Raw genomic sequence first — 25175 nt, 5'->3', positions numbered from 1 at the left:
CCTTGGGTCAACCACAACACAAATCTATAAGCCACCACTGGACCAGTGTGGGAGCGGTGTTGCTTAGTGCTGCAAAATCTTGTTGAGGAAGTGCTGTGTCCGCTCGGCACGGTGGCTGATGTCGCCGAAGAACTCTTCTTTCTGGCAGTCCTCGATGATTTTGCCCGCGTCCATGAAGATCACCCGGTCCGCCACTTTACGGGCGAAGCCCATTTCGTGGGTCACGCACATCATGGTCATGCCTTCGTGGGCCAGTTGCACCATGACGTCGAGCACTTCGTTGACCATTTCCGGGTCGAGCGCCGAGGTCGGTTCGTCGAACAGCATGACGATCGGGTCCATCGCCAGCGCACGGGCAATCGCCACACGCTGTTGCTGACCACCGGACAGCTGGCCCGGATGCTTGTGCGCATGGGCCGACAGCCCGACGCGCTCAAGCAGTTGCAGGCCTTTCTTGGTGGCTTCTTCCTTGCTGCGGCCCAACACCTTGATCTGCGCGATGGTCAGGTTTTCGGTGATGGTCAGGTGCGGGAACAGTTCGAAATGCTGGAACACCATGCCCACGCGCGAACGCAGTTTCGGCAGGTTGGTCTTCGGGTCGGCGATGGACGTGCCATCGACCACGATGTCGCCTTTCTGGAACGGTTCCAGGGCGTTGACGCATTTGATCAGCGTGGATTTGCCGGAACCGGACGGCCCGCACACCACGATCACTTCGCCTTTTTTGACCTCGGTGCTGCAATCAGTCAGTACCTGGAAGTCGCCATACCACTTGTTGATGTTCTTGATAGAGATCATACGGCAAACCTTTTTTGCAGACGCTTGACCAGCAGCGAGGCGGCAAAGCTGATTGTGAAGTACACGAGACCTGCGAAGACCAGGAACTCATTGGAGCGACCAATGATGTCGCCGCTGGCACGCGAGGCGTTGAGGAAATCCACCAGGCCGACCGCGTAGACCAGCGAGGTGTCCTGGAACAGGATGATGCTCTGTTGCAGCAACAGCGGGGTCATCTTGCGGAACGCTTGCGGCAGGATGATCAGACGCATCATCTGGCCGTACGTCATGCCCAGTGCCTGGGCTGCGCCCATCTGGCCTTTGGGAATCGACTGCACACCGGCCCGGACGATTTCGCAGAAGTACGCCGCTTCAAACATCATGAAGGCCACGATGCACGAAGCGAACGCGCCGATCGGGGTGTCTTCGCCGGTGATCCAGCGCAGCACGAACGGCACCGCCAGGTAGAACCAGGTGATCACCAGCAGCAGCGGGATCGAGCGGAAGTAGTTAACGTACGCGCCGGCCAGGTTCGACAGCAGTTTGCTGTGGGACAGACGGCACAGCGCCAGGATGGTGCCGAGGATGATCCCGCCGATCACGCCCAGCGCCATCAGTTGCAGGGTCATGACCATGCCGTTCCACAAGCCCGGCAAGGACGGGATGATGCCCGAGAAGTCGAATTCCATCATTTACCCCCTACGGAGATCAGGCCCGGTACGGCGACTTTCTTCTCGACCAGACGCATCAGCAGCATCAGGCTCATGTTCAGGGTGAAGTAGATCAGGGTCGCCAGGGTGAACGCCTCGAACAGGTTGGCAGAGAACTCGGCGGTCTGTTTGGTTTGCGCGAGCAACTCCATCAAGCCGATCAGCGAGGCCACGGACGTGTTCTTGAACACGTTGAGGAATTCCGAGGTGAGCGGCGGAATGATGATCCGGTAGGCCTGGGGCAGCAGCACGTTCCAGTAGATCTGCGGCAGCTTGAAGCCCATGGCGCGGGCCGCAGCTTCCTGACCTTTGGGCAGGGCCTGGATACCGGTGCGCACTTGTTCGCAAACGCGAGCGGTGGTGAACAGGCCCAGGCAGACGACGACGCTGAGGAAAGCCGAAGTGGTCGGGTTGAGGTCCTGTTTGTACCAGTCCTGCAGGTTTTGCGGCAGCAGATCGGGCACCAGGAAGTACCAGATGAACAGCTGAACCAGCAGCGGCACGTTACGGAAAAGTTCGACGTAGCAGGTCGCGATGCCCGATACGATGCGATTCGGCACGGTGCGCATGACGCCCAGAATCGAGCCCAGTGTCAGGGCAATGATCCAGGCCACGATGGCGATGGCAATGGTCCAGCCCAGGCCGGTGATGTACCAGTCGAGATAGGTCTCGCTGCCAACGCCGGTGGACTTGAAGAACACGCCCCAGTCCCAGTTGTAATTCATTAGGGTCTCCCCTCAGATCGATCGATGTACAAGTGCCCGCCTGGGGAAGCTCCGTTCCCGCCCTGATCGTAAAGATCAGGCACACACGAGCGGCTCGACAGCCACCGGTTCGAGTGTTTCCAAAAATGCCAGCAGGGAGTGACAAACTCCTGGGAGGGCAGCGGCCCTCTCAGGAGATAAGGGTAGTCAGAAAATCAGGACTTCTTGTCGTCAGCCGCTTTATCGGTCGGGCTGGCGATCAATTTCTTGAGCTCGTCGCTCATCGGGAAGTTCAGGTTCAGGCCTTTTGGCGGGATTGGCTGCATGAACCATTTTTCGTAGATCTTGTTGATCTCGCCCGACTTGTAGGTGGCGACGATGGCGTCATCCACAGCCTTTTTGAACGGCTCGTCGCCCTTGCGGACCATGCAGCCGTAGATTTCGTAGGACTGTGGAGTGCCGGTTACGGCCCAGTCATCGGCTTTCTTGGCTTTGGCGGCTTCGCCGGCCAGCAGGGCGTCGTCCATCATGAAGGCAACAGCGCGGCCCGATTCCAGCATCTGGAAGGACTCGCCGTGGTCTTTGGCGGAGATGACGTTCATGCCCATTTGCTTGTCGGCGTTCATCGACTTGAGCAGGCGCTCGGACGTGGTGCCCGCGGTGGTCACGACGTTCTTGCCTTTCAGGTCGGTGAAGTCTTTGTACGGCGAATCTTTCTTGGACAGCAGACGGGTGCCGATCTCGAAGATGCCGACGGAGAAGTCAACTTGCTGCTGACGCTCGACGTTGTTGGTGGTGGAGCCGCACTCGACGTCCACGGTGCCGTTCTGCACCAGCGGGATACGGGTTTGCGAGGTCACCAGGTTGTATTTGACCTGGAGGTTCGGCATGTCCAGGTCTTTCTTGATGGCTTCAACGATTTTCAGTTGCAGATCGTGGGAGTAGCCCACCGGTTTGCCGGAAGCATCCGCGATGTAGGAAAACGGGATGGAGGCGTCACGATGCCCGAGGGTGATGACACCGGACTCTTTGATCTTTTTCAGGGTGCCGGTGAGTTCGGCGGCGAAAACCGGAGTGCTGATCAGAGCGGCAGCAATGGCTGCGCCCAGGATATGGGGAACGATGCGCATCAAATTTTCCTCGACATTGTTTTTTTTATGGAGCCAGTTCGTCGGCCCTTTTGTGCTTCGAATGCCGGTGGGTTCCTGGAGAGGCGCAACAGGCATTCGTCGAAGAAGTGTAGAGCATGACTCGTGCCAGGCCAGGTGTGACAGATCAACTTATTGATTTATAAGGAGATTAAATATTTATGGCGTTATTTTTCGCGAGGAATAATCCGGTTAACCGAATCGACTGACGGGTCGCGTTCGGAAAACCGAATATCCTGCCGAGCACATATCCATTGTGGGAGCGGGCTTGCTTGCGAAAGCGGTGTATCAGTCAAAGCAGTTGTCGAGTGACACGACGCCTTCGCGAGCAAGCCCGCTCCCACATTTGATCGATGTTGTTCTTCAGAAAGCAAAAAGCCCCTGAATCGTGAGATTCAGGGGCTTGGTTTTGAGCGATTGCCGATCAGGCCGCTTCGATCTTGCTGCGGTTCTGTTCAACCTTGCTCAGGTAATCCGCGAGCTTCTGCTGTTCTGCCGGGGTGGTGAACAGCCCGAGCTTGCTGCGACGCCACAGAATGTCATGCGCGGTGGTCGCCCACTCATCGCTGCACAGGTAATCGACTTCACGGGTATAGAGCCCGCCGCCGATGTGTTCACCCATGTCGCCGAGGTTCTGTACGCCTTCGAGCATGCGCCAGGTGCGGCTGCCGTAAGTGGTGGCCCAGCGGCGGGCGATTTCGGTCGGCACCCAGTCGTACTTGTCGCGAATCAAGGCGCACAAGGCTTGCGGGGTGGTCATGTCTTCACCGCCCGGCAGCGTGGCGCTGGCGGTCCAGCTTGGCTTGATGTGCGTGAAATACGGGGCCAGTTGTGCCAGCGCCGACTCGGCCAGTTTGCGGTAGGTGGTCAGCTTGCCACCGAACACCGACAGCAATGGCGCTTCTTCACCGGTGCCCGACAGCGCCAGGGTGTAGTCGCGGGTGACAGCCGACGGGTTGTCGGACTCGTCGTTGCACAGCGGGCGAACGCCTGAATAGCTGTGCAGGATGTCGTCCCGGCTGATCTGCTTCTTGAAGTGGGCGTTGACCACTTTCAGCAGGTAGTCGGTTTCGCCTTCGGTGATTGCCACTTTGGCGGGATCGCCGGTGTATTCACGGTCGGTGGTGCCGATCAGGGTGAAGTGGTTCAGGTACGGAATGGTGAAGACGATGCGCTGATCTTCGTTTTGCAGAATGTGCGCATGTTCGCCTTCGTACAGCTTCGGCACGATCAGGTGGCTGCCCTGGATCAGGCGAATGCCGTACGGCGATTCCATCTTCAGGTCGTCACGAATGAACTTGGCGACCCACGGGCCGGCCGCGTTCACCAGGGCCTTGGCGCGGATCGAAAACAGGCTGCCATCGGCGCGCTCCAGGTGCAGGTGCCACAAGCCTTTGGTGCGGCGAGCACTGACGCAACGGGTCTGGGTGTGAACGTGGGCACCTTTTTCGCGGGCGGCCATGGCGTTCAGCACAACGAGGCGCGCGTCATCGACCCAGCAATCGGAGTATTCGAAGCCTTTGGTGATTTCGCTTTTCAGCGCGCTGTCCGCACCGAACTTGAGGCTTTTCGAACCGGCCAGTTTTTCCCGTTTGCCGAGGTGGTCATACAGGAACAGGCCGGCACGAATCATCCACGCCGGACGCAGGTGCGGGCGATGCGGCAACACGAAGCGCATCTGCTTGACGATGTGCGGCGCCTTGGCCAACAGCACTTCGCGCTCGGCGAGGGCTTCGCGCACCAGGCGGAATTCGTAATGTTCGAGGTAGCGCAGGCCGCCGTGGATCAGCTTGCTGCTGGCCGAGGACGTGTGGCTGGCCAGGTCATCCTTTTCACAAAGGAACACCGAAAGACCGCGGCCGGCGGCATCCGCTGCAATCCCAACGCCATTGATCCCGCCACCGATGACGGCGATGTCGTAGACCTCAGCGAGAGGGGGCGTAGGCAAGGTGGAAGTGGGCATCGGCAGGCCTCGGTGCTTGTTTTATGTATTTGAATTCGAACATCAATGTTCATTTGCGAAAATGGTAGCCCATAAAGACGCCCACAGCCAGCTAACTTCGATTGAAAAAACTGATCGAAGGGCGGTTAAAGGAAAATTTTCGAACATTGCACGAGAGGGAAAGAGCTTTTGTGACGAGGGAGCTTGCTCCCGTTGAGTGCGTAGCACTCCCAAAAGGTGGGATGCGATTTACTGATGGACCGCATTGTCTGGATTGGGGCGGCTTCGCCACCCAGCGGGAGCAAGCTCCCTCGCCACAGGGGAGCTGCTTTTGGGGGATTAAACGACTTCGAGTCGAATTTTGTGCTGACTCAACAACTGCGCCAGCGCCGGCACCGGCGGCTGATCGGTGACCAGGCAATCGATCAGGCTGATTGGTCCCAGGCGAATCATGGCGTTGCGCCCGAATTTGCTGGAGTCCGCCGCCAGAATCACCTGACGCGCATTAGCGATGATCGCCTGCGACACCCGCACTTCCTGATAATCGAAGTCCAGCAGGCTGCCGTCTTCGTCGATACCGCTGATGCCCACCAACGCGAAGTCGACTTTGAACTGGTTGATAAAGTCGACGCTCGCCTGACCGACCACACCGCCATCGCGCCGCACGTTGCCACCGGTCAGCAGAACGTCGAAGTCGTCCTTGGCGCTGAGCATCGAGGCCACGTGCAGGTTGTTGGTGATGATTTTCAGGTGATTGTGGTTGAGCAGCGCCCGGGCAATCGATTCGGTGGTGGTACCGATATTGATGAACAACGAGGCGTGATCGGGGATCTGGGCTGCAATGGCTTCGCCGATGCGCTGTTTTTCATCGCGCATCTGATCGGCGCGCATGGCATACGCGGTGTTTTCCACACTGGAGTCGTAGGCCGCGCCGCCATGGTAGCGACGTAACAGATTGGCTTCCGCGAGCTGATTGATATCGCGGCGGATGGTTTGCGGTGTGACGACGAACAGCGTGGCCATTTCCTCGATGCTGACGTAGCCGCGTTCGCGAACCAGTTCGAGGATTTGCTGCTGACGGGGAGGCAGATTCATGGGGCTTCCTTTGGGCTGCCGTGCAAAATTTGCCCATGATGCCGCAGGAATCCGCTCCCGACCAGTTACAACCTAATCCGAACCCGTTGTTGGCTTATTCAGCGCCTTCATGCGGTTCCCAATCGCGGGTGCGGCTGACGGCTTTTTTCCAGCCGGCGTAGAGTTTTTCCTTCGCGGCTTCGTCCAGGGTCGGTTCGAATTCGCGCTCGATCACGGCCTTGCCGCGCAGTTCCTCCAGGCTGCCCCAGAAGCCACACGCCAGGCCGGCCAGGTAAGCAGCGCCGAGTGCAGTGGTTTCACGCATTTGCGGGCGTTCGACCTGAGTGCCGAGGATGTCGGCCTGGAATTGCATCAGGAAGTTGTTCGCTACCGCACCGCCGTCCACGCGCAGGGCTTTGAGGCGTTCGCCGGAATCCTGTTGCATGGCGTCGAGCACGTCGCGGGTCTGGTAGGCAATCGACTCCAGCGCGGCACGAATGATGTGATCCACGCGCACGCCGCGGGTCAGGCCGAACAGTGCGCCGCGGGCATACGGGTCCCAGTACGGCGCACCCAGGCCGGTGAATGCCGGCACCAGGTACACGCCGTTGCTGTCCTTGACCTTGTTGGCGAAGTATTCGGTGTCATGGGCGTCATTGATGATTTTCAGTTCATCACGCAGCCACTGAACCGTGGAGCCGCCGTTGAATACCGCGCCTTCCAGTGCGTAGGCCACTTCGCCTTTTGGGCCGCAAGCGATGGTGGTGAGCATGCCGTGCTTGGACTTCACCGCTTTGTCGCCAGTGTTCATCAGCAGGAAGCAGCCGGTGCCGTAGGTGTTTTTCGCCTGGCCAGGCTCGACGCACATCTGGCCGAACAGCGCGGCTTGCTGGTCACCGGCAATACCGCCGATGGCAATGCCGCTTTTGGTGTGGCCGTAGATTTCGGACGAGGATTTAACTTCCGGTAGCATCTCGCGCGGAATGTCCAGCACCTCCAGCATCTTCGCGTCCCACTCCAGTGTGTGGATGTTGAAGAGCATGGTGCGCGAGGCGTTGGTGTAGTCGGTGACGTGGACTTTACCGCCGGTAAATTTCCAGATCAGCCAGCTGTCGACGGTGCCGAACAGCAGTTCGCCGTTGCGCGCACGCTCGCGGCTGCCTTCGACGTTGTCGAGGATCCACTTGAGCTTGGTGCCGGAGAAGTACGGGTCAGTGACCAGGCCCGTGGTGTCGCTGATGTATTGCTCGTGACCGTCGCGCTTGAGTTGCTGGCAGATCTCGGTGCTGCGGCGGCACTGCCAGACGATCGCGTTGTAGATCGGGCGGCCGGTGGTCTTGTCCCAGACCACGGTGGTTTCGCGCTGGTTGGTGATGCCGATGGCCGCGACCTGGTCGTGATGCAGGCCGGCTTGTGCCAGGGCCTCGACCATCACGGCGCTTTGGGTGGCGAAGATTTCCATCGGATCATGTTCGACCCAACCGGCTTGCGGGTAATGCTGGGCGAATTCGCGCTGGGCGGTGCAGACCACGTTCGCATCGCGGTCGAAAATGATCGCGCGCGAGCTGGTCGTACCCTGATCGAGGGCAATGATGTAGTTCTTATTCTGAGTGTCGGTCATGTCGATTGCCTTGGACGAAAAAAGGGAGTGAGGTCAGGCGCGCGCCACAGGGGGCAGGGTCACGCGCCTACGGTATCAAGAAGTTCTTGGTTTGCCGTCAATGGCCGGTGTTGCTTCCTTTGTAGCAGGTGTGGCGCTGGGCAGATGACGGGCAATCAACCCGCGATAGGCGGCAGCACCGAGGCAGGCACCGACAATCGGTGCAAAAACAGGAATCAGGAAGTACGGGATATCACGTCCGCCGGTGAAGGAAATTTCACCCCAGCCCGCGAAGAAAGTCATCAGCTTTGGTCCGAAATCGCGCGCCGGGTTCATCGCGAAACCGGTCAGCGGGCCCATCGAGCTGCCAATCACCGCAATCAGCAGGCCGATCAGCAGCGGCGCCATCGGCCCGTTGGGCAGGCCGTTGTTGTCATCGGTCAGGGACATGATCACGCCCATCAGGATCGCGGTAATGATCACTTCCACCAGGAACGCCTGGGCCGTGGTCAGGGCTGGATTGGGGAAGGTCGAGAACACCGACGCCAATTCCAGGCTGGCTTGAGTGCCGCGGACCATGTGGTGGGTTTGTTCGAAATCGAAGAAGAGATTGCTGTACAGCGTGTAGACCAGCAGCGCGCCGCAAAAGGCGCCCGCCACTTGGGCGAGGATATAGAACGGCAATTTACGCTTTTCGAAGTCAGCGAAAATACTCAGTGCAATGCTCACTGCAGGATTGAGGTGCGCCCCGGAAACCCCGGCGGTGAGGTAGATCGCCATGCTGACGCCGACGCCCCAGATGATGCTGATTTCCCATAAGCCAAAGCTGGCACCCGCGACCTTGAGCGCGGCAACACAACCGGTCCCGAAAAAGATAAGCAGGGCAGTGCCCAGGAACTCGGCCATGCATTGGCTCGAGAGCGACGGTTGTTGTAAAGCAGTTGTCATTGAAAACCTCAATTGTTTTTGTTGTCTGGCGCTTTTTTCTTCATGGTCCAAGCGCGATTTTCACCAAGGCAGGATCCCCATCCTGGTCTTGGTTTACTGCCGGGTGCTGCTGTAGCACTTTTCGTGCTGTATTCAGATTCGAAAAAATATAGACAAGAAACACTGCTGTCAAAGGTCGAAAGTGAACTGTCGGTCACAATCCAACTATTAGTCAGGTGAATGATCGTATTGTTCACGCAGCGGTTCATGCGCGGACGAACGGTAAAATCCACCGCCAGCCCTTTAAAACAGGGCCGAAATAGAGCCTTTTGCGAGGTAATGTCCTAGAATTCAGCGCAGGATTTTTCTACTGCCGCCCAGTCTGGAGCTGTCATGACCCCCGCATTGGATTTGTTGAAAAAAGTTCGAGCCGAACATCGCGTGCACAGTTACGAACATGATCCAAAGGCCGCTTCCTATGGGTTGGAGGCAGCAGAAAAGCTCGGGCTCGACCCGGCGCAGGTGTTCAAGACCTTGTTGGCGGCCAGTGAAAAAGGTGAATTGCTGGTGGCGGTGGTACCGGTCGTCGGGAGTCTGGACTTGAAGCATCTGGCGCATGCGGCGGGTGTGAAAAAAGTCGAAATGGCCGATCCGGCGGCTGCACAGCGAGCGACGGGTTATCTGTTGGGCGGAATCAGTCCTTTGGGGCAGAAGAAGCGTTTGCGTACATTCATCGATAACTCGGCTCAGCCTTTCGCCAGCATTTTTGTCAGTGCCGGTCGACGTGGTCTGGAAGTGGAGTTGGCGCCGGCGGTGCTGGCTGAGCATACCCAAGCGAAATTCGCCGATATCGGCCGCGCTTGAATCAGGGAGATAGTCATGCAGCTTGAATTTCACCAGGTCGACGCGTTCAGTGATCGGCCGTTCAGTGGCAACCCGGCGATGGTCTATCGGCTCGATGCCTGGCTCGCCGATGAGCTGATGCAGAAAATCGCCGCTGAACACAATCTCGCCGAAACTGCCTTTGTGGTGCGCGAAGGGCAGGGGTGGCACATCCGCTGGTTTACCCCGAGCACCGAGGTGCCATTGTGTGGTCATGCGACGCTGGCCAGCGCTTATGTGTTATTTGAAATCTATAAAGAGCCCGCTGAGCGCCTGGACTTCATTTGCAAGTCCGGCCCGTTGAGTGTGAGTCGCGAAGGTGAGCGTTTGTGGTTGGACTTCCCAGCGATCACGCCTTCGGAAGTGGGTGTCACCCTGGACGTTGAGCGCGCCCTGGGTGTCGAAGTGGTCGATGTGCTGGGTTCAAACGAGTTGTTTGTGGTGTTGGAGTCCGAACAGGCAGTGCTGGATTGCCAGCCAGACATGGCCGCATTGGCCAAGCTGCCGTGGCCCGGGGCGATCGTGACCGCCAAAGGCAGCAAGCATGATTTTGTCTCCCGCTATTTCGCGCCAGCGATTGGTATCAACGAAGACCCGGTGACCGGCTCGACCCATTGCAGCCTGATTCCGTATTGGTCGAAACGGCTGGGTAAAACGAGCCTGACCGCGTATCAGTGTTCGAAGCGCGGTGGGGAGTTGTTCTGTCGATTGGAAGGTGATCGGGTGAAGATCGGCGGGAATGCGACGCTCGTTGCGAGCGGTACGTTGATGCTGGCCTGACGCAAATCGAATGTGGGAGCGGGCTTGCTCGCGAAGGCGGACTATCAGTCGACATTTTCGTTGACTGACACACCGCTTTCGCGAGCAAGCCCGCTCCCACATTTGCTCCGCGTGAATCTCAGTTGGTGTTGCTGTAGCGGCGCACGCCCGATTCGACGGCGGGAATCTGCGCAGCAATGCTGCCGGACGCCTGAAACAGCACCAGGTGATCAGCCGCCACACGAATGCCGACGTCAGCGCCGACCTGATGATCAGCATGGCTCGGGAAAATCGATTCCAGCTGCGCCCCGGTCGGCATCTGCAACCGATATAACGTCGATGCGCCCTGGAACGACTTGCCGACAATTCGTGCTTTCAACGAGCTGTCCGGTGCGTAGACGATATCGTCCGGACGCAGCAACACGTCCACCGCGCCGCCCATCGGCCAGGTGTAGGCCCGGTTGCCGCGCAATTCACCCAGCTCGGTCAGCACCGATTCCGGGCTGCTTAACTGGCCGCGAATGAAGTAACCCTGGCCAATGAAGCTGGCCACAAACGGTGTCTGCGGTTCGTGATACAGGTTGTAAGGCGTGTCCCACTGCTCCAGTCGACCTTCCTTGAACACGCCGACATGATCGCTGACCGCGAATGCTTCTTCCTGGTCGTGGGTCACCAGAATCGCGCTGGTGCCTCGGGCCTTGAGAATGTCGCGCACTTCATGGCTGAGCTTGCGTCGCAGTTCGCCATCAAGGTTTGAGAAGGGTTCGTCGAGCAACAGCAGTTGCGGTTCCGGTGCCAAGGCGCGGGCCAAGGCAACACGCTGTTGCTGGCCGCCGGACAGTTCATGCGGGAAGCGCTTGCCGAGGTTCTTCAGGTTGACCAGTTCCAGCAGCTCCTCGATCACGCGATCCTTTTGCGGATGCTTGCGAATCCCGAAGGCAATGTTCTCGGCCACGCTCAAATGCGGAAACAGCGCGTAATCCTGGAACACCATGCCGATCCGGCGTTTCTCCGGGGCGAGGGTGAAACCGGCGCGGGAGATGGTCTCTCCGGCCAAGGTGATTTCACCTTCGTGCACCGGTTCGAAACCGGCAATTGCCCGCAACGTGGTGGTTTTGCCGCAGCCCGAAGAGCCGAGCAGGCAACCGATGTCGCCGGCATTCAAATGCAGGTTGAGGTTCTGCACGACACGCTGGTCTTGATAGCCGCAGGCGAGGTTGCGCAGGTTAAGCAGTAATGGCTGGCTCATGCGTGGTGATACGAAGGCGGGACGAGAAATTCGAGCAGGGCCTTCTGTGCGTGAAGACGGTTTTCGGCTTGATCCCAGGCGACCGAGCGATTGTCGTCGAGCAGGTCGACACTGATCTCTTCGCCGCGGTGAGCCGGCAGGCAGTGCATGAACAGCACGTCTTCTGCGGCCAGGTCGAGCAGCGCGCGATTGACCTGGTAGGGCGCGAACAGCTTCAGGCGCTTGGCGGTTTCTTCTTCCTGGCCCATGGAGGTCCAGACGTCGGTGCTCACCAGGTGGGCGCCGCGCACGGCTTCCTTTGGATCGCGGACGATGGTCACGCGATCGCCGGCCTTGGCCACGAAATCAGGGTTGGGTTCATAACCTTCAGGGCAGGCAATGCGCAGCTGGAAGTCGAACTGGATCGCCGCTTCTATATAGCTGTTGCACATGTTGTTGCCATCGCCGATCCAGGCCACGGTCTTGCCCTGGATCGAACCACGATGTTCGAGGAAGGTCTGCATGTCGGCCAGCAACTGGCACGGGTGCAGGTCGTCGGACAGGCCGTTGATCACCGGCACGCGCGAGTTGGCGGCGAATTCGGTCAGGGTGCTGTGGGCAAAGGTTCGGATCATCACGGCGTCGAGCATGCTCGACATGACGATCGCGCAGTCGCCGATCGGCTCGCCACGGCCCAGTTGCGTGTCGCGCGGCGACAGGAAAATCGCCTGGCCGCCGAGCTGGATCATGCCGGCTTCGAACGAGATCCGGGTACGGGTGGAGGACTTCTCGAAAATCATCCCCAGGACGCGGTTTTTCAGAGGCTCGAACAGTACGCCGCGGTTACGCAGGTCCTTGAGCTCAACGCCTCGACGGATCACGCTGACCAGCTCTTCGGGCGTGCAATCCATCAGGGAGAGAAAGTGCCTTGCGCTCATCATTGACTACCTTTTTGCTACAAACCGCAGATGCTCAAAGCCTTGTTTAACGGAACAACGGGCGAGACCTGCGGCGTAAGCCGCACGGGGCGACGAATTAGGGGAAGGCGCGATCTTATAATTAAATGTCGCGTCTTACCAATAGGGCTACGTTTTTTAGGGAGTTTCAGAGGGGCTACGGTCTGATCGCCATAGCACTTTTGAAGCCTTTTTCCTGAGGGCAGCCGCGCATTTGTACACTGGGGTTGCGGGGCTTTGCAATCCGGCGGGGCGGCGATGGTTCAATGGCGGTCGGTTTCTGGCACGAGATTCGAGGACTTCGCTGGCAATGTGCCTTTACTGAAACATTTGCTAATGCAAAGTGCTGGGTTATAACTACCTGACGAGTGACGCAGGAAGCCTTCGAAATGGAATCGAAAGAACAGCTGTTAATGGATTTACTCGGCCTTACGGCCCGCTCCCTGACCCACCTCACCGCCTCCATGACCTCGATGTGCTTCGAGCTGATGCGCAGTGAAGACGAAGTGACCAAAGCCGCCGGTCGGCGGATGATTGATCGCATGGCAACCATTAGCACCGGGCTCGACGAGCATTGGCGACTGATTGGCGAGCTCACCGGGGTGCATGTTCCCCAGGAGCAGGTCGAAACCCTTCAGGAAATCCAGTTGCAGGCGCCACCCCGGTTGCCGCCCAACTGAGTGCACACGTCCATCGGCTGGCCTGATGGGCGCCGATTCACAAGACGAACGTCGCTGGCGCAGGAGCGTGTCTGGCGCCATAGTTTTGATCCCGCGGCCGATATTGCCCGCCCAGAACAAGACAGAGACTGGCCATGACCAAGACTCTCCATCACCGTGCCTGCCACTTGTGTGAAGCCATTTGCGGCCTGACCATCGAAACCACCGAAGCCGACGGCGCGGTGCAGATCACCTCGATCAAGGGCGATTCGCTGGATACGTTCAGCCGTGGCCACATCTGCCCCAAGGCGGTGGCCCTGCAAGATATTCAGAACGATCCGGATCGTCTGCGTCAGCCGATGTTGCGGGTGGGCAGCGAATGGCAGCCGATCGCTTGGGAAGACGCCTTCAGTCTGGTAGCCGAACGCCTCGCGGCGATTCAGGAACGCCATGGGCAGAACGCGGTGGCGGTGTACCAAGGCAACCCCAGCGTGCACAACTACGGCTTGATGACCCACAGCAATTATTTCCTCGGCCTGCTGAAAACCCGTAACCGTTTTTCCGCGACGTCGGTCGACCAGTTGCCGCATCACCTGACCAGTCATCTGATGTACGGCCACGGCTTGCTGTTGCCGATTCCGGACATCGATCACACTGATTTCATGCTGATCCTGGGCGGTAACCCGCTGGCGTCCAACGGCAGCATCATGACCGTGCCGGATGTGGAAAAACGCTTGAAGGCGATTCAGGCCCGGGGCGGCAAAGTGGTGGTGGTCGATCCGCGTCGCAGTGAAACCGCCGCAATCGCCGATCAGCATCTGTTCGTGCGTCCCGGTGGCGATGCGGCGTTGTTGTTCGGGCTGCTCAATACCTTGTTCGCTGAAAATCTGACGCGTGAGAGTCATTTGCCGGTCGACGGTCTGGACGACGTGCGCCAGGCCATCGCCACGTTCACCGCCGAAGCCATGAGCCCGTTGTGCGCGGTGCCGGCCGAACAGATCCGCCAACTGGCCCGGGATTTTGCGGCCGCGCCGACAGCGGTGTGTTACGGCCGCATGGGCGTCTCCACCCAAGCGTTCGGTACGCTGTGCCATTGGCTGGTGCAACTGATCAATCTGGTCACCGGCAACCTCGATCGTGTGGGTGGCGCGCTGTGCACCGAGCCGGCGGTGGACCTGGTAGCGTCGACCTCGGGCGGGCATTTCAATCGGTGGCAAAGCCGTGTGTCCGGGCGTCCGGAATACGCCGGCGAGTTGCCGGTATCGGCGCTGGCTGAAGAAATGCTCACCGAAGGGGAAGGGCAGGTCCGCGCGCTGATCACCGTCGCCGGCAATCCTGTGCTGTCGACACCCAATGGCCGGCAACTGGAACAGGCGCTGGATGGCCTGGAATTCATGGTCAGCGTCGACCTGTACATCAATGAAACCACGCGCTATGCCGACCTGATTCTGCCGTCGACCTCGGCGCTGGAAAACGATCACTACGACACGACGTTCAACATGTTTGCGGTGCGCAACGTGACGCGTTTCAACCGGGCAATTCTGGCCAAGCCGGAAGGGGCGCTGCATGACTGGGAGATCTTTGTCGGCCTGGCCAAGGCGTTTGCGGCGAAGACCGGCAAGGAACTGAAGCCGACGATTGCGCCCGCGCAAATGATCGACCTTGGTTTGCGGATGGGGTTGTATGGCGATGCGTCGGAACACAAGCTGTCGCTCGCCACGCTGTTTGATCATCCGCATGGCGTTGATCTGGGCGCGTTGAAATCCAACCTGGCGCCACGCCTGAAATCCGCCAATCAGCGCGTGCAGGCAGCGCCGCCGGCGATCCTTGCCGATCTTGCGCGTTTCGCTGCGCTACAAGCACCGGCCGCCGATCAATTGCTGATGATTGGCCGCCGCCATGTGCGCAGCAACAATTCGTGGATGCACAACTATCACCGTCTGGTGAAGGGCAAACCACGCCATCAACTGCTGATGCACCCGGAAGACCTGTCCAGTCGCGGGCTCAGCGACGGGCAGCGTGTGCGGGTGAGTTCACGCGTAGGCATGATTGAAGTGGAAGTAGTCGCCAGCCTGGACATGATGAAAGGCGTCGTCAGCCTGCCGCACGGCTGGGGGCATGCGCGGCCGGGTGTGCAGATGACGATTGCCAGTGGCCAGCCGGGATCCAGTGCCAATGACCTGACTGACGAATGTCAGCTCGACGAGTTGTCGGGGAATGCGGCATTGAACGGCGTGCCGGTCACCGTGGCGGCGGCGTGATCGTGTCTGTCGGGGAGACCGAGCATGGCGCTCGGGTTTCCGTTACAATGCGCCACCGTGCCGACCTCTGAGTCGGAAAGTTCAGCCGAGGTGCTCCATGGATATCATCGAAACGATTAAAGAGCAGATTGCTAACAACACCATTCTGCTTTACATGAAAGGTTCGCCGAATGCCCCGCAGTGTGGCTTCTCCGCGAAAGCCGCGCAGGCCGTGATGGCATGTGGCGAAAAGTTTGCGTACGTGGACATCCTGCAGAACCCGGAAATCCGCGCCAACCTGCCAAAATACGCCAACTGGCCAACCTTCCCGCAACTGTGGGTCGGTGGTGAGCTGGTCGGCGGTAGCGACATCATGACTGAAATGGCTGCTGACGGTTCGTTGCAGACCACGATCAAAGCCGCTGTTGAAGCGGCCGCTGCCAACAAGACCGAAGCTTGATTCGATCCTTGTAGGCAATAAAAAAGCCCCGCCTCTTTAAAAGAGTGCGGGGCTTTTTAATGTCTCGAGTTTAGCGGGCGCTAACTTACTCGTCTTCGCCCATCTGCGATTGCAGGTAGTTCTCAAGACCGACTTTATCGATCAGGCCCAGTTGCGTTTCCAGCCAGTCGATATGTTCTTCTTCGGATTCGAGAATGTCTTCGAGCAGTTCACGGCTACCGAAGTCGCCGACCGTTTCGCAATGAGCGATGGCGACTTTCAGATCGGCATGGCCGATGCGTTCGATACGCAGGTCGCACTCAAGCATTTCCTTGGTGTGCTCGCCGATGTGCAGCTTGCCCAGGTCCTGGACGTTTGGCAGGCCTTCCAGGAACAGGATGCGCTTGATCAGCTTGTCCGCGTGCTTCATCTCATCGATGGATTCGTGGTACTCGTGCTTGCCCAGCTTGTTCAGGCCCCAATCTTCATACATGCGCGCATGCAAAAAGTATTGATTGATCGCGACCAGCTCATTGGCAAGGATCTTGTTGAGATGCTGGATGACTGTTACGTCGCCTTTCATGATGGGGTCCTGCCCTGAGTAGCTGTCAATAAGGCTGAGTTTGAGCCGCGTATGTAAGCGTGTCAAACCTAAGTTATTGAAACTTATATGAAAATTAATCGGAATAAGAATGTTTGTGTTCCGCGTCTCGAACGTAAGCAGTTGATTTTCAGGCATAAAAAAACCGGACATCGAGTCCGGTTCTTTGAAACAAGGTCTTTACGCGGCAGTAAATTCTACCGGGAAAGGAATGGCTGCCTGGGCCGATTGCAATTTGGTCAGGGTTTCGCGAACCACTTCCTTTGCAAGGCAGGCGCATTTGCCGCATTGGCTGGCAACGCCGGTGGCCTGACGGACTTCCTTGTAGCTGCAGCAACCTTCATAGATTGCATCGCGGATTTGACCGTCGGTGACGCCAGTGCAGAGGCAGACATACATAAGAAAAAACCGTCGCTGGTTGTGACTCAATTGCGATGGATCTTAATGTTAACGAGAATGATTGTCAAAGTGGTTTCTGAAAGCTTTGCGTTATAAGCGGGCGTCACCGACGAACGGTTTTCATTCAGGCAATCTGCCAGTAACGGTCACGACGGCAATTTTAACCTTCCAGCAAAAACCGTTGAGGACAGCCTAAAAACGCCGTGTAGAATGGTCGGTCCTTTGAAGGGGATCGTGTCACAGGGCTGTCGCCTGAGGGTGGCAGGCTGATGCGAATCCAGTTCTTCACGTTAATAGACCAGGAGATATCCAATGAGCGTACTCGTAGGTAAACAAGCCCCGGACTTCACCGTTCCAGCCGTCCTCGGCAATGGCGAAATCGTAGACAGCTTCACCCTGTCGTCGGCCATCAAAGGCAAATACGGCCTGGTGTTCTTCTACCCACTGGACTTCACCTTCGTTTGCCCGTCCGAGCTGATTGCTCTGGACAACCGCATGGCTGACTTCAAGTCCCGCAACGTTGAAGTGGTTGCCGTGTCGATCGACTCGCACTTCACCCACAACGCCTGGCGCAACACCCCTGTGAACAATGGCGGTATCGGCCAGGTTCGCTACACCATGGCTGCCGACATCAAGCAGGAAATCATGAAGGCCTACGACGTTCAGTCCGCTGACGGCGTGGCTTTCCGTGGCGCGTTCCTGATCGACGACAAAGGCGTTGTCCGCTCGCAGATCATCAACGACCTGCCGCTGGGCCGTAACATGGAAGAGCTGATCCGTCTGGTCGACGCTCTGCAATTCCACGAAGAGCACGGCGAAGTTTGCCCTGCCAACTGGAAAAAAGGCGACAAGGGCATGAACGCTTCGCCAGAAGGCGTTGCTGCTTACCTGACCGAGCACGCTGCGGCACTGTAAGCCCAAGCGTCAGGCATAAAAAAACCGGCCTCAGTGGCCGGTTTTTTTATGCGCAGGATTCATCAACGACAGATCAGTCGTTGAAATCTTCCCAGCCGCCCATTTGTTTCCAGCGATTGACGATGCCGCAGAACAGCTCTGCCGTCTTCTCTGTGTCATAACGAGCCGAGTGAGCCTCGCGACCGTCGAAGTCGATATCCGCCGCTTGGCAGGCTTTGGCCAGTACGGTCTGACCGTAAGCCAGGCCGGCAAGGGTCGCGGTGTCGAAGCTGGAGAATGGATGAAACGGGTTACGTTTCATGTCCAGGCGTGCGACCGCTGCGTTGAGGAAGCCCAGGTCGAAGCTGCTGTTGTGGCCGACCAGAATCGCCCGTTTGCAGCCGTTGGCTTTCAGGGCCTTGCGGATGCCGCGGAAAATATCGGTCAGCGCTGCTTCTTCACTCACGGCCATGCGCAACGGGTGATCGAGTTTGATCCCGGTGAACTCCAGCGCCGCTGCTTCGATGTTTGCGCCTTCAAAAGGCTCTACACGGAAGAAATAGGTGTGATCGGGGTACACAAACCCTTTCTCGTCCATGGCGATGGTGGTTGCAGCAATTTCCAGCAGGGCGTCGGTGGCTGAGTTGAAACCACCGGTTTCTACGTCGACGACGACCGGCAGGTAGCCACGGAATCTGGCTGCCATTGGATGACGAGGGCCGCCTCCACCGCCTTGACCGTCCTGTTCGTCGTCGAAATGGTCTTCACTCACGCGTGTTCCTCCAGCAGGCGCCAGCGCAGTTTTTCACCGGCGCGCAGCGGGATAACGGTCAACTCACCAAATGGCAGGCTGGTCGGGGCGGTCCACTCATCGCGAACCAGGGTAATGCGGTCGGTGTTCGCTGGCAGGCCATAGAAACGCGGGCCGTTGAGGCTGGCGAAGGCTTCGAGTTTGTCCAGCGCGTTGCGCTGTTCGAACGCTTCGGCGTACATCTCGATGGCCGCATACGCGGTGTAGCAACCGGCACAGCCACACGCGGCTTCTTTGGCGTGCTGGGCGTGGGGGGCCGAGTCAGTGCCCAGGAAGAACTTTTCGCTGCCGCTGGTGGCGGCGTCGAGCAGGGCTTCCTGGTGCGTATTGCGCTTGAGAATCGGCAGGCAATAGAAATGCGGCCGAATTCCGCCCACCAGCATGTGGTTGCGGTTGTACAGCAGGTGATGCGCGGTGATGGTGGCGCCGACGTTGGCCGAAGCCTCGTTGACGAACTGCACGGCATCAGCGGTGGTGATGTGTTCGAACACCACTTTGAGCGTCGGGAAACGCTCGACCACACGGCGCATGTGCTCATCGATGAAGAGTTTTTCGCGGTCGAACACGTCGACATCACCACGGGTGACTTCACCATGAATCAACAAGGGCATCCCGACGTCGGCCATGGCCTCAAGCGCGGGGAAGATCTTGTCGATGCTGGTAACGCCAGAATCCGAGTTGGTGGTCGCGCCAGCCGGGTACAGCTTGGCGGCGTAAACGAAACCGCTGGCCTTGGCCTCGCGAATTTCTTCGGGCTGGGTGCGGTCGGTCAGGTAAAGCACCATCAACGGTTCGAAGCGACTGCCGGCCGGGCGTGCAGCGAGGATTCGCTGGCGATAGCCGTCGGCTTCAGCGGCGTTACGCACCGGAGGTACCAGGTTGGGCATGATGATGGCGCGACCAAAGGTGCGCGCAACATCCGCAACGGTATTGGTCAACACGGCACCATCGCGAAGATGAATGTGCCAGTCGTCGGGACGCAGCAGGGTCAGGCGGTCGGACATGAGGGGATTCCAGGCGGGTCAAACTCAGGGGAATGCTACCGGAAAAGACTCTTGCAGGCACTCGCTATCAAGTTTTGCAGGAACCTACCGATATGAATCAGGTATGCCGGAAACATGCGTGTGTCGGTCTTTTTGTTGTAGAAGCCAGTGGAGCCTCCCGTGCGCCAGCGTTATTTAGCCTTGCTCAGTGTGTTTGCCAGCCTTCCTGCGATGGCGCTCACTTTCCAGACGCGTCTGGAGAGCATCGAGTGGACGGTCGAAGGTGACAAGTTCGAATGCCGCCTGACTCAGCCGATCACCGATTTCGGGTCGGGTGAATTCGTACGCCGTGCCGGTGAGCAGGCGATATTTCGTCTGAATACCTACAACGCGATGATCGGTGGCGGTTCGGCAACCTTGCTGGCAGCCGCCGCGCCGTGGCAGCCGGGGCGTGGCGATATCAATCTGGGCTCGGTACGCCTGGGCAGCGGTAATGTGCTGTTCAACAGCTCGCAAGCTCAGGCCGGGCGTCTGATCAGTGGCTTGATCGATGGTCGCAGCCCGGTGATCCGGCATGCCTCCGGCGATGGCCGGGTGTCGGAAGTGCGGCTGTTGCCGGTCAAGTTCAGCAAGGCATTCAACGATTACCAAAGCTGCGTGGCGAAACTGTTGCCGAAGAATTTCGAACAGGTCAAACAGTCCGAAATCACCTTCACGGGTGCTGAAGGCATCGATCTTGATGCGCACGCCAAGGTGCAGCTGCAAGTGATGCTGGAGTTCATGAAGGCTGATCCGTCAGTCAATCACATTGAACTCGACGGGCACTCCGACAACAGTGGCAATCGTCTGGCCAACCGTGAACTGTCGCGCCGCCGCGCATTGGCAGTGATGGATTTCTTCAAGGCCAACGGCATACAAGAATCGCAGATCACCATGCGTTTCCACGGCGAGCGTTACCCTGTGGCGCCAAACACCAATGCTGCCAACCGTGCGAAGAATCGCCGGGTTGCCGTGCGTCTGGAGCGCGTCGCGCCGACCGAGAAAGTCGCGCCTCAAGGGGCGACGCCGGGAAGCGCTGCGACCACTTCCTGAACCTGCTGAACTCGTCGCTCGATCGACAGAATCTGTCGCTTCGTCGTCATAAGCTGTCGCGCCACTGTAAATTATTTCGTATGACCGGTAGACTTCACGGCTTTCCGTAGAACCCCGTGGAGTGATGGCATGGCGGACGTAAACAAGGTCGTTCTGGCGTATTCCGGCGGCCTGGACACTTCGGTGATCCTCAAGTGGCTGCAGGATACTTATAACTGTGAAGTGGTGACCTTCACCGCTGACCTGGGTCAGGGCGAAGAGGTTGAACCTGCGCGCGCCAAGGCACAGGCCATGGGCGTCAAAGAGATTTACATCGACGATTTGCGCGAAGAATTCGTGCGTGATTTCGTTTTCCCGATGTTCCGCGCCAACACCGTTTACGAAGGCGAGTACCTGCTGGGTACTTCCATCGCTCGTCCGTTGATCGCCAAACGCCTGATCGAAATCGCCAATGAAACCGGCGCTGACGCCATTTCCCACGGCGCCACCGGCAAGGGCAACGACCAGGTTCGTTTCGAACTGGGCGCATACGCCTTGAAGCCAGGTGTGAAAGTGATCGCTCCGTGGCGCGAATGGGACCTGCTGTCCCGTGAAAAGCTGATGGATTACGCTGAAAAGCACAACATCCCGATCGAGCGTCACGGCAAGAAAAAATCTCCGTACTCGATGGATGCCAACCTGCTGCACATCTCCTATGAAGGCGGCGTGCTGGAAGACACCTGGACCGAGCACGAAGAAGACATGTGGAAATGGACCGTCTCCCCGGAGAACGCTCCAGACAAACCGCAGTACCTGGAACTGACCTACCGTAACGGCGACATCGTTGCACTGGACGGCGTCGAAATGACCCCGGCCACCGTGCTGGCGACCCTGAACCGTATCGGTGGTGAACACGGAATCGGCCGTCTCGACATCGTCGAGAACCGTTACGTGGGCATGAAGTCCCGTGGCTGCTACGAAACCCCAGGCGGCACCATCATGCTGCGCGCTCACCGTGCGATCGAATCGATCACCCTGGACCGCGAAGTGGCTCACCTCAAAGACGAGTTGATGCCCAAGTACGCCAGCCTGATCTACACCGGTTACTGGTGGAGCCCTGAGCGTCTGATGCTGCAACAGATGATCGATGCGTCCCAGGCCCACGTGAACGGCGTTGTTCGCCTGAAACTGTACAAGGGCAACGTGATCGTGACCGGTCGCAAGTCTGACGAATCGTTGTTCGATGCCAATATCGCGACCTTCGAAGAAGACGGCGGCGCTTACAACCAGGCCGATGCGGCGGGCTTCATCAAGCTCAACGCCCTGCGTATGCGCATTGCCGCGAACAAAGGTCGCAAGCTGTTCTGAGACCTTTGAGCTGGTAATAGAAGTGTGGCCTTGTCAGTGACAAGGCCACACCTCGCAAGGGGGATGTTCTGCCAGGCATTCATTGAGCATTCAGCTTTTTCTTGATACGCGTTACACCTTCCTGCCGTTTTCTCTCCTTTTGTTCTTCAAGAGCTACCTACCGGTCCCTGCCGGATAAAACGTTTGCCCAATGATTGTCAGCGCTTGAGAGCTCGAATTATAAGCAACGCAGAAGATGGAGCCACTGCGCTTCTTTGTCAGTTTCGAATGCTTGAGCACGCTTGCTCTCAGTGATGTCTCCGAGTCGCCGCATGTGAGAAATACGATCACTTGCGCGAGGTTTTTCTGTGGTAGCCGAATGCTCTCCAGCAGCGAGCTGAACTCTAATGGCTGACCCGTTACGCGCGCATCGACGATATGCAGGTCCTTCAGCCTTTCAGGCAGGCAGACGTAATGCTGGGCCGGAAAGTCAGGCGTGGAAGGAGTATTGTCGTTGCGATCAGCGCTTTTCATGACGGTTAAAAAGTGCTCTCCCTTTTCAAAATCAGAAGGCGCGTAAAGCGACCGATAGTTGAAGTTAAGGGTCGCGAAGAATAGTAAAAGCAAATAAAACGGAAAGCTGATCAGAAACCAAATGTAAAGCGCTCGTTCTTCATCGCCCAGAAAGGGCAGTGAGACGGCCGCCGATGCTTCAGACAGTGTTGCGAATATTGCAATGATAGTCATGGGGTTCGTAATTTTTCCTTTGAGTTTTTTCATGTTCTTTGCTCATTGTGATATTAACTTTTGCTCGATGGGTTGAAAGGTTGTTTGTAGGGTTTTTAGTTTGTGTTGTGTGAAAGTCGCCAATGATGTAATTGGGAAAGTCTCCGTTTGTGGGTTTTATGTTTTTAAGCTTGATAGAGTAGCGTTATTGTTTGGGTGTGGGTTGAGTAGGGGTGTTTTGCTGGAGGATATTGTGGGGTTTTCTGATTTTTAAATGTGTCCTTAAATAAGCGGTTAGTAGTTTTATGGGCGATATTTCTTTGTGTAAGGTTTTTTATCTTAGGGGATATCCTGCTTTTAAGCGTAGCTGAGTACTGGCCTCTTGTCAGAGGCGCCCGCGTGGTGGAATGCTATTTTTTATTGCCGTAATTCGATACAGAAAAATTGCGTGGAAGCGGCGTTTGCGAAGTTTGATACCACGCAGGATGCAATTTGTTTTAAGAAATTTGTAGGACTAATCTTTTAAATTTGTAAGAAATGTCTCTGGCTGTAGGTGGCCGAGGGAGGCGGCATGCCATGGATGAAGTGACTAGGCTATTGTGCGGGCTCTAAAAATTCGAACAGCGAAATTGGACTTGCCCATGAATAAAGTGCTGATCGTGGATGATCACCCCGTCATTCGTCTTGCGGTACGTATGCTAATGGAGCGCCATGGCTACGAAGTCATTGCAGAAACAGATAACGGCGTGGACGCATTGCAACTTGCCCGCGAACTTATGCCGGACATTGTCATTCTGGATATTGGAATACCCAAGCTGGATGGGCTGGAGGTCATTGCGCGACTGACATCGACGGCGATGCCACTTAAAGTGCTGATATTGACTTCACAGGCGCCGGGGCATTTTTCCATGCGTTGCATGCAGTCGGGGGCTGCAGGCTATGTGTGTAAACAACAGGACCTGACTGAGTTGCTCAGTGCAATAAAAGCCGTGCTGTCAGGCTACAGTTACTTTCCCAATCAAGCGTTGCATACAGTGCGCTCAAGTCTTGGTAATGCCAGTGAAGTCGACATGGTGGATCGATTGTCCGGACGCGAAATGATGGTTTTACAACAGTTGGCCAGAGGAAAGACCAATAAGGAGATTGCCGATGGAATGTTTCTCAGCAATAAAACCGTCAGTACCTACAAAACCCGCCTGTTGTTGAAGCTCAATGCGCGCTCCCTGGTCGATCTGATCGAACTGGCTCAACGCAATGGCCTGGTATAAGTACCACCCACGTCTGATGAAGCCATCCTCATCAGCGATTGGCGCTTAGTAAAAAGCCTCCGTTTCGGGAGGCTTTTAGGTGTTACAGGTCAAAATCGTAATCGGCCAATTGCTTTTGCAGTCGGCGCTCCTCCAGCAGATTGTCGATGGTGCGACGTTTGCTCAGGTTGGTCTTTGCCACTTCTACCACCGGTTCCGCGTCATCGGCCTCAACGGGTGTGAAGTCGTCTTCTACGTCCAATTGCTCTTTGCCAGTGCTCATAGGTCAACTCCAGGCTAAGACTGCCTTTGGCGCCCCTTATATCGACAATCGTCCGGCGGGTAAAAAAGATTTTTTCAATCGATGCATCAATAATTTTAATAGCGCCTCAATCGTCCGAGGTCTTTTGCTTGTATTCGCATAAGTCCTCGATCCGGCAGCTGCCGCAGCGGGGCTTGCGGGCCAGGCAAACGTAGCGCCCGTGAAGGATCAGCCAGTGATGGGAGTCGAGCAGGTATTGCTTGGGTACAAACTTCATCAGTTTCTGTTCAACCTCGACGACATTCTTGCCGGGAGCAATGCCGGTGCGGTTGCTGACCCGGAAGATATGGGTGTCCACGGCCATGGTCAGTTGGCGAAAAGCGGTGTTGAGCACTACGTTCGCCGTCTTGCGGCCGACGCCAGGGAGCGCTTCCAGTTCCTCGCGGGTTTGCGGGACTTCGCCGCCGTGGCGCTCCACCAGCAAGCGACAGGTTTCGATCACGTTTTTCGCTTTGCTGTTAAACAGGCCGATCGTCTTGATGTATTCCGACAGCCCTTCGACGCCCAGTGCGTGGATCGCCGCCGGGGTGTTGGCCACGGGATAGAGTTTGGCGGTGGCCTTGTTGACGCCGACATCGGTCGACTGAGCGGAAAGAATGACGGCAATCAGCAATTCGAAGGGCGACGAATAGGCCAGTTCAGTCTTGGGTTCCGGGTTGTCTTCGTGAAACCGGCGGAAAATTTCCAAACGTTTTGCGGCATTCATGGACGATGCGTTTCCCTAAAAAC

At 57.4% G+C, this 25175-nt stretch carries 27 protein-coding genes; 9 read left to right on the top strand and 18 right to left on the bottom strand.

The features are described 5' to 3' along the window. Positions 1–63 precede the first annotated feature (63 nt). The 9 genes from BK660_RS21240 to BK660_RS32475 form a co-directional block, all read right to left on the bottom strand. Positions 64–798 carry an amino acid ABC transporter ATP-binding protein gene (locus tag BK660_RS21240; protein ID WP_123434954.1) on the bottom strand — a complete coding sequence of 245 codons (735 nt, stop codon included), beginning with the start codon at positions 796–798 and terminating at the stop codon, positions 64–66. Beyond that, a complete protein-coding gene (locus BK660_RS21235) occupies positions 795–1466 on the bottom strand; it encodes an amino acid ABC transporter permease (protein WP_123434953.1) in 672 nt (223 codons plus the stop codon). The genes BK660_RS21240 and BK660_RS21235 overlap by 4 nt, the downstream gene beginning before the upstream one ends. Beyond that, the gene (locus BK660_RS21230) at positions 1466–2212 is read right to left on the bottom strand and encodes an amino acid ABC transporter permease (protein ID WP_123434952.1); all 747 of its coding nucleotides are present in this window, start codon (positions 2210–2212) and stop codon (positions 1466–1468) included. The genes BK660_RS21235 and BK660_RS21230 overlap by 1 nt, the downstream gene beginning before the upstream one ends. Before the next feature lie 194 nt (positions 2213–2406). Continuing rightward, positions 2407–3321: a glutamate/aspartate ABC transporter substrate-binding protein gene (locus BK660_RS21225; protein WP_123434951.1), complete on the bottom strand. Its 915-nt coding sequence runs from the start codon at positions 3319–3321 to the stop codon at positions 2407–2409. Between the two features lie 442 nt (positions 3322–3763). Beyond that, positions 3764–5302: a glycerol-3-phosphate dehydrogenase gene (glpD, locus tag BK660_RS21215; protein WP_123434950.1), complete on the bottom strand. Its 1539-nt coding sequence runs from the start codon at positions 5300–5302 to the stop codon at positions 3764–3766. 318 nt (positions 5303–5620) lie between these two features. Beyond that, the gene (locus BK660_RS21210) at positions 5621–6376 is read right to left on the bottom strand and encodes a DeoR family transcriptional regulator (RefSeq protein WP_007943555.1); all 756 of its coding nucleotides are present in this window, start codon (positions 6374–6376) and stop codon (positions 5621–5623) included. Positions 6377–6470: 94 nt separating this feature from the next. After that, on the bottom strand, positions 6471–7976 hold the full coding sequence (gene glpK, locus BK660_RS21205) for a glycerol kinase GlpK (RefSeq protein WP_123434949.1): 1506 nt from the start codon (positions 7974–7976) through the stop codon (positions 6471–6473). 75 nt (positions 7977–8051) lie between these two features. Further along, positions 8052–8903 (bottom strand): MIP/aquaporin family protein, encoded by an 852-nt coding sequence (locus tag BK660_RS21200; RefSeq protein ID WP_027922835.1) that lies wholly within the window; start codon positions 8901–8903, stop codon positions 8052–8054. Positions 8904–8911: 8 nt separating this feature from the next. Continuing rightward, positions 8912–9139 (bottom strand): hypothetical protein, encoded by a 228-nt coding sequence (locus BK660_RS32475; RefSeq protein WP_221178653.1) that lies wholly within the window; start codon positions 9137–9139, stop codon positions 8912–8914. 136 nt (positions 9140–9275) lie between these two features. Here BK660_RS32475 and ybaK point away from each other — a divergent pair, with 136 nt between their 5' ends. Together ybaK and BK660_RS21190 are read left to right on the top strand one after the other, a co-directional pair. After that, a complete protein-coding gene (gene ybaK / locus BK660_RS21195; RefSeq protein WP_123434948.1) occupies positions 9276–9746 on the top strand; it encodes a Cys-tRNA(Pro) deacylase in 471 nt (156 codons plus the stop codon). Between the two features lie 15 nt (positions 9747–9761). Continuing rightward, positions 9762–10544 (top strand): PhzF family phenazine biosynthesis protein, encoded by a 783-nt coding sequence (locus tag BK660_RS21190; protein ID WP_123434947.1) that lies wholly within the window; start codon positions 9762–9764, stop codon positions 10542–10544. A gap of 118 nt (positions 10545–10662) precedes the next feature. Here BK660_RS21190 and BK660_RS21180 read toward each other — a convergent pair whose 3' ends face one another. After that, positions 10663–11772, bottom strand: coding sequence for an ABC transporter ATP-binding protein (locus BK660_RS21180; RefSeq protein WP_123434946.1), 1110 nt, complete (start codon positions 11770–11772; stop codon positions 10663–10665). After that, complete coding sequence (gene argF / locus BK660_RS21175; RefSeq protein ID WP_123434945.1) at positions 11769–12689, bottom strand: ornithine carbamoyltransferase; 921 nt, start codon at positions 12687–12689, stop codon at positions 11769–11771. The genes BK660_RS21180 and argF overlap by 4 nt, the downstream gene beginning before the upstream one ends. Positions 12690–13096: 407 nt before the next feature. Between argF and BK660_RS21170 the strand changes: the two genes are divergently transcribed. The 3 genes from BK660_RS21170 (at position 13097) to grxD (ending at position 16066) form a co-directional block, all read left to right on the top strand. Further along, positions 13097–13387 carry a hypothetical protein gene (locus BK660_RS21170; RefSeq protein ID WP_123434944.1) on the top strand — a complete coding sequence of 97 codons (291 nt, stop codon included), beginning with the start codon at positions 13097–13099 and terminating at the stop codon, positions 13385–13387. Between the two features lie 134 nt (positions 13388–13521). Further along, positions 13522–15627, top strand: coding sequence for a molybdopterin oxidoreductase family protein (locus BK660_RS21165; protein WP_123434943.1), 2106 nt, complete (start codon positions 13522–13524; stop codon positions 15625–15627). A 97-nt stretch (positions 15628–15724) separates the two neighbouring features. Next, on the top strand, positions 15725–16066 hold the full coding sequence (gene grxD / locus BK660_RS21160) for a Grx4 family monothiol glutaredoxin (protein ID WP_007943565.1): 342 nt from the start codon (positions 15725–15727) through the stop codon (positions 16064–16066). An 85-nt stretch (positions 16067–16151) separates the two neighbouring features. On the opposite strand, the gene bfr is transcribed toward grxD, so the two are convergent. After that, on the bottom strand, positions 16152–16628 hold the full coding sequence (gene bfr / locus BK660_RS21155) for a bacterioferritin (RefSeq protein ID WP_046026484.1): 477 nt from the start codon (positions 16626–16628) through the stop codon (positions 16152–16154). A gap of 198 nt (positions 16629–16826) precedes the next feature. Next, positions 16827–17045, bottom strand: a complete 219-nt coding sequence (locus BK660_RS21150; protein WP_007943567.1) for a bacterioferritin-associated ferredoxin — start codon at positions 17043–17045, stop codon at positions 16827–16829. A gap of 312 nt (positions 17046–17357) precedes the next feature. Between BK660_RS21150 and BK660_RS21145 the strand changes: the two genes are divergently transcribed. After that, positions 17358–17960 carry a peroxiredoxin gene (locus tag BK660_RS21145; RefSeq protein WP_027922844.1) on the top strand — a complete coding sequence of 201 codons (603 nt, stop codon included), beginning with the start codon at positions 17358–17360 and terminating at the stop codon, positions 17958–17960. A 73-nt stretch (positions 17961–18033) separates the two neighbouring features. Here BK660_RS21145 and rnt read toward each other — a convergent pair whose 3' ends face one another. Beyond that, positions 18034–18711, bottom strand: coding sequence for a ribonuclease T (gene rnt / locus BK660_RS21140; protein WP_027922845.1), 678 nt, complete (start codon positions 18709–18711; stop codon positions 18034–18036). Further along, complete coding sequence (pyrC, locus tag BK660_RS21135; protein WP_123434942.1) at positions 18708–19754, bottom strand: dihydroorotase; 1047 nt, start codon at positions 19752–19754, stop codon at positions 18708–18710. The genes rnt and pyrC overlap by 4 nt, the downstream gene beginning before the upstream one ends. A gap of 159 nt (positions 19755–19913) precedes the next feature. Here pyrC and BK660_RS21130 point away from each other — a divergent pair, with 159 nt between their 5' ends. Together BK660_RS21130 and BK660_RS21125 are read left to right on the top strand one after the other, a co-directional pair. Beyond that, a complete protein-coding gene (locus BK660_RS21130) occupies positions 19914–20825 on the top strand; it encodes a flagellar protein MotY (protein ID WP_123434941.1) in 912 nt (303 codons plus the stop codon). A gap of 129 nt (positions 20826–20954) precedes the next feature. After that, entirely contained in the window at positions 20955–22172 is a 1218-nt protein-coding gene (locus BK660_RS21125; RefSeq protein ID WP_027922848.1) for an argininosuccinate synthase, read from the top strand. 153 nt (positions 22173–22325) lie between these two features. Here BK660_RS21125 and BK660_RS21120 read toward each other — a convergent pair whose 3' ends face one another. After that, complete coding sequence (locus BK660_RS21120; protein WP_123434940.1) at positions 22326–22931, bottom strand: hypothetical protein; 606 nt, start codon at positions 22929–22931, stop codon at positions 22326–22328. A 587-nt stretch (positions 22932–23518) separates the two neighbouring features. On the opposite strand from BK660_RS21120, the gene BK660_RS21115 reads away from it, so the two are divergent. Next, positions 23519–24145 (top strand): response regulator transcription factor, encoded by a 627-nt coding sequence (locus tag BK660_RS21115; protein WP_123434939.1) that lies wholly within the window; start codon positions 23519–23521, stop codon positions 24143–24145. An 82-nt stretch (positions 24146–24227) separates the two neighbouring features. On the opposite strand, the gene BK660_RS21110 is transcribed toward BK660_RS21115, so the two are convergent. After that, entirely contained in the window at positions 24228–24407 is a 180-nt protein-coding gene (locus BK660_RS21110; protein WP_007898493.1) for a PA3496 family putative envelope integrity protein, read from the bottom strand. 106 nt (positions 24408–24513) lie between these two features. Next, entirely contained in the window at positions 24514–25152 is a 639-nt protein-coding gene (nth, locus tag BK660_RS21105; RefSeq protein ID WP_007943576.1) for an endonuclease III, read from the bottom strand. Between the last annotated feature and the right edge of the window lie 23 nt (positions 25153–25175).

It is taken from the genome of Pseudomonas brassicacearum, assembly GCF_003732265.1.
GTDB lineage: Bacteria > Pseudomonadota > Gammaproteobacteria > Pseudomonadales > Pseudomonadaceae > Aquipseudomonas > Aquipseudomonas brassicacearum_D.
This window is presented reverse-complemented; position numbering and strand designations above follow the sequence as displayed.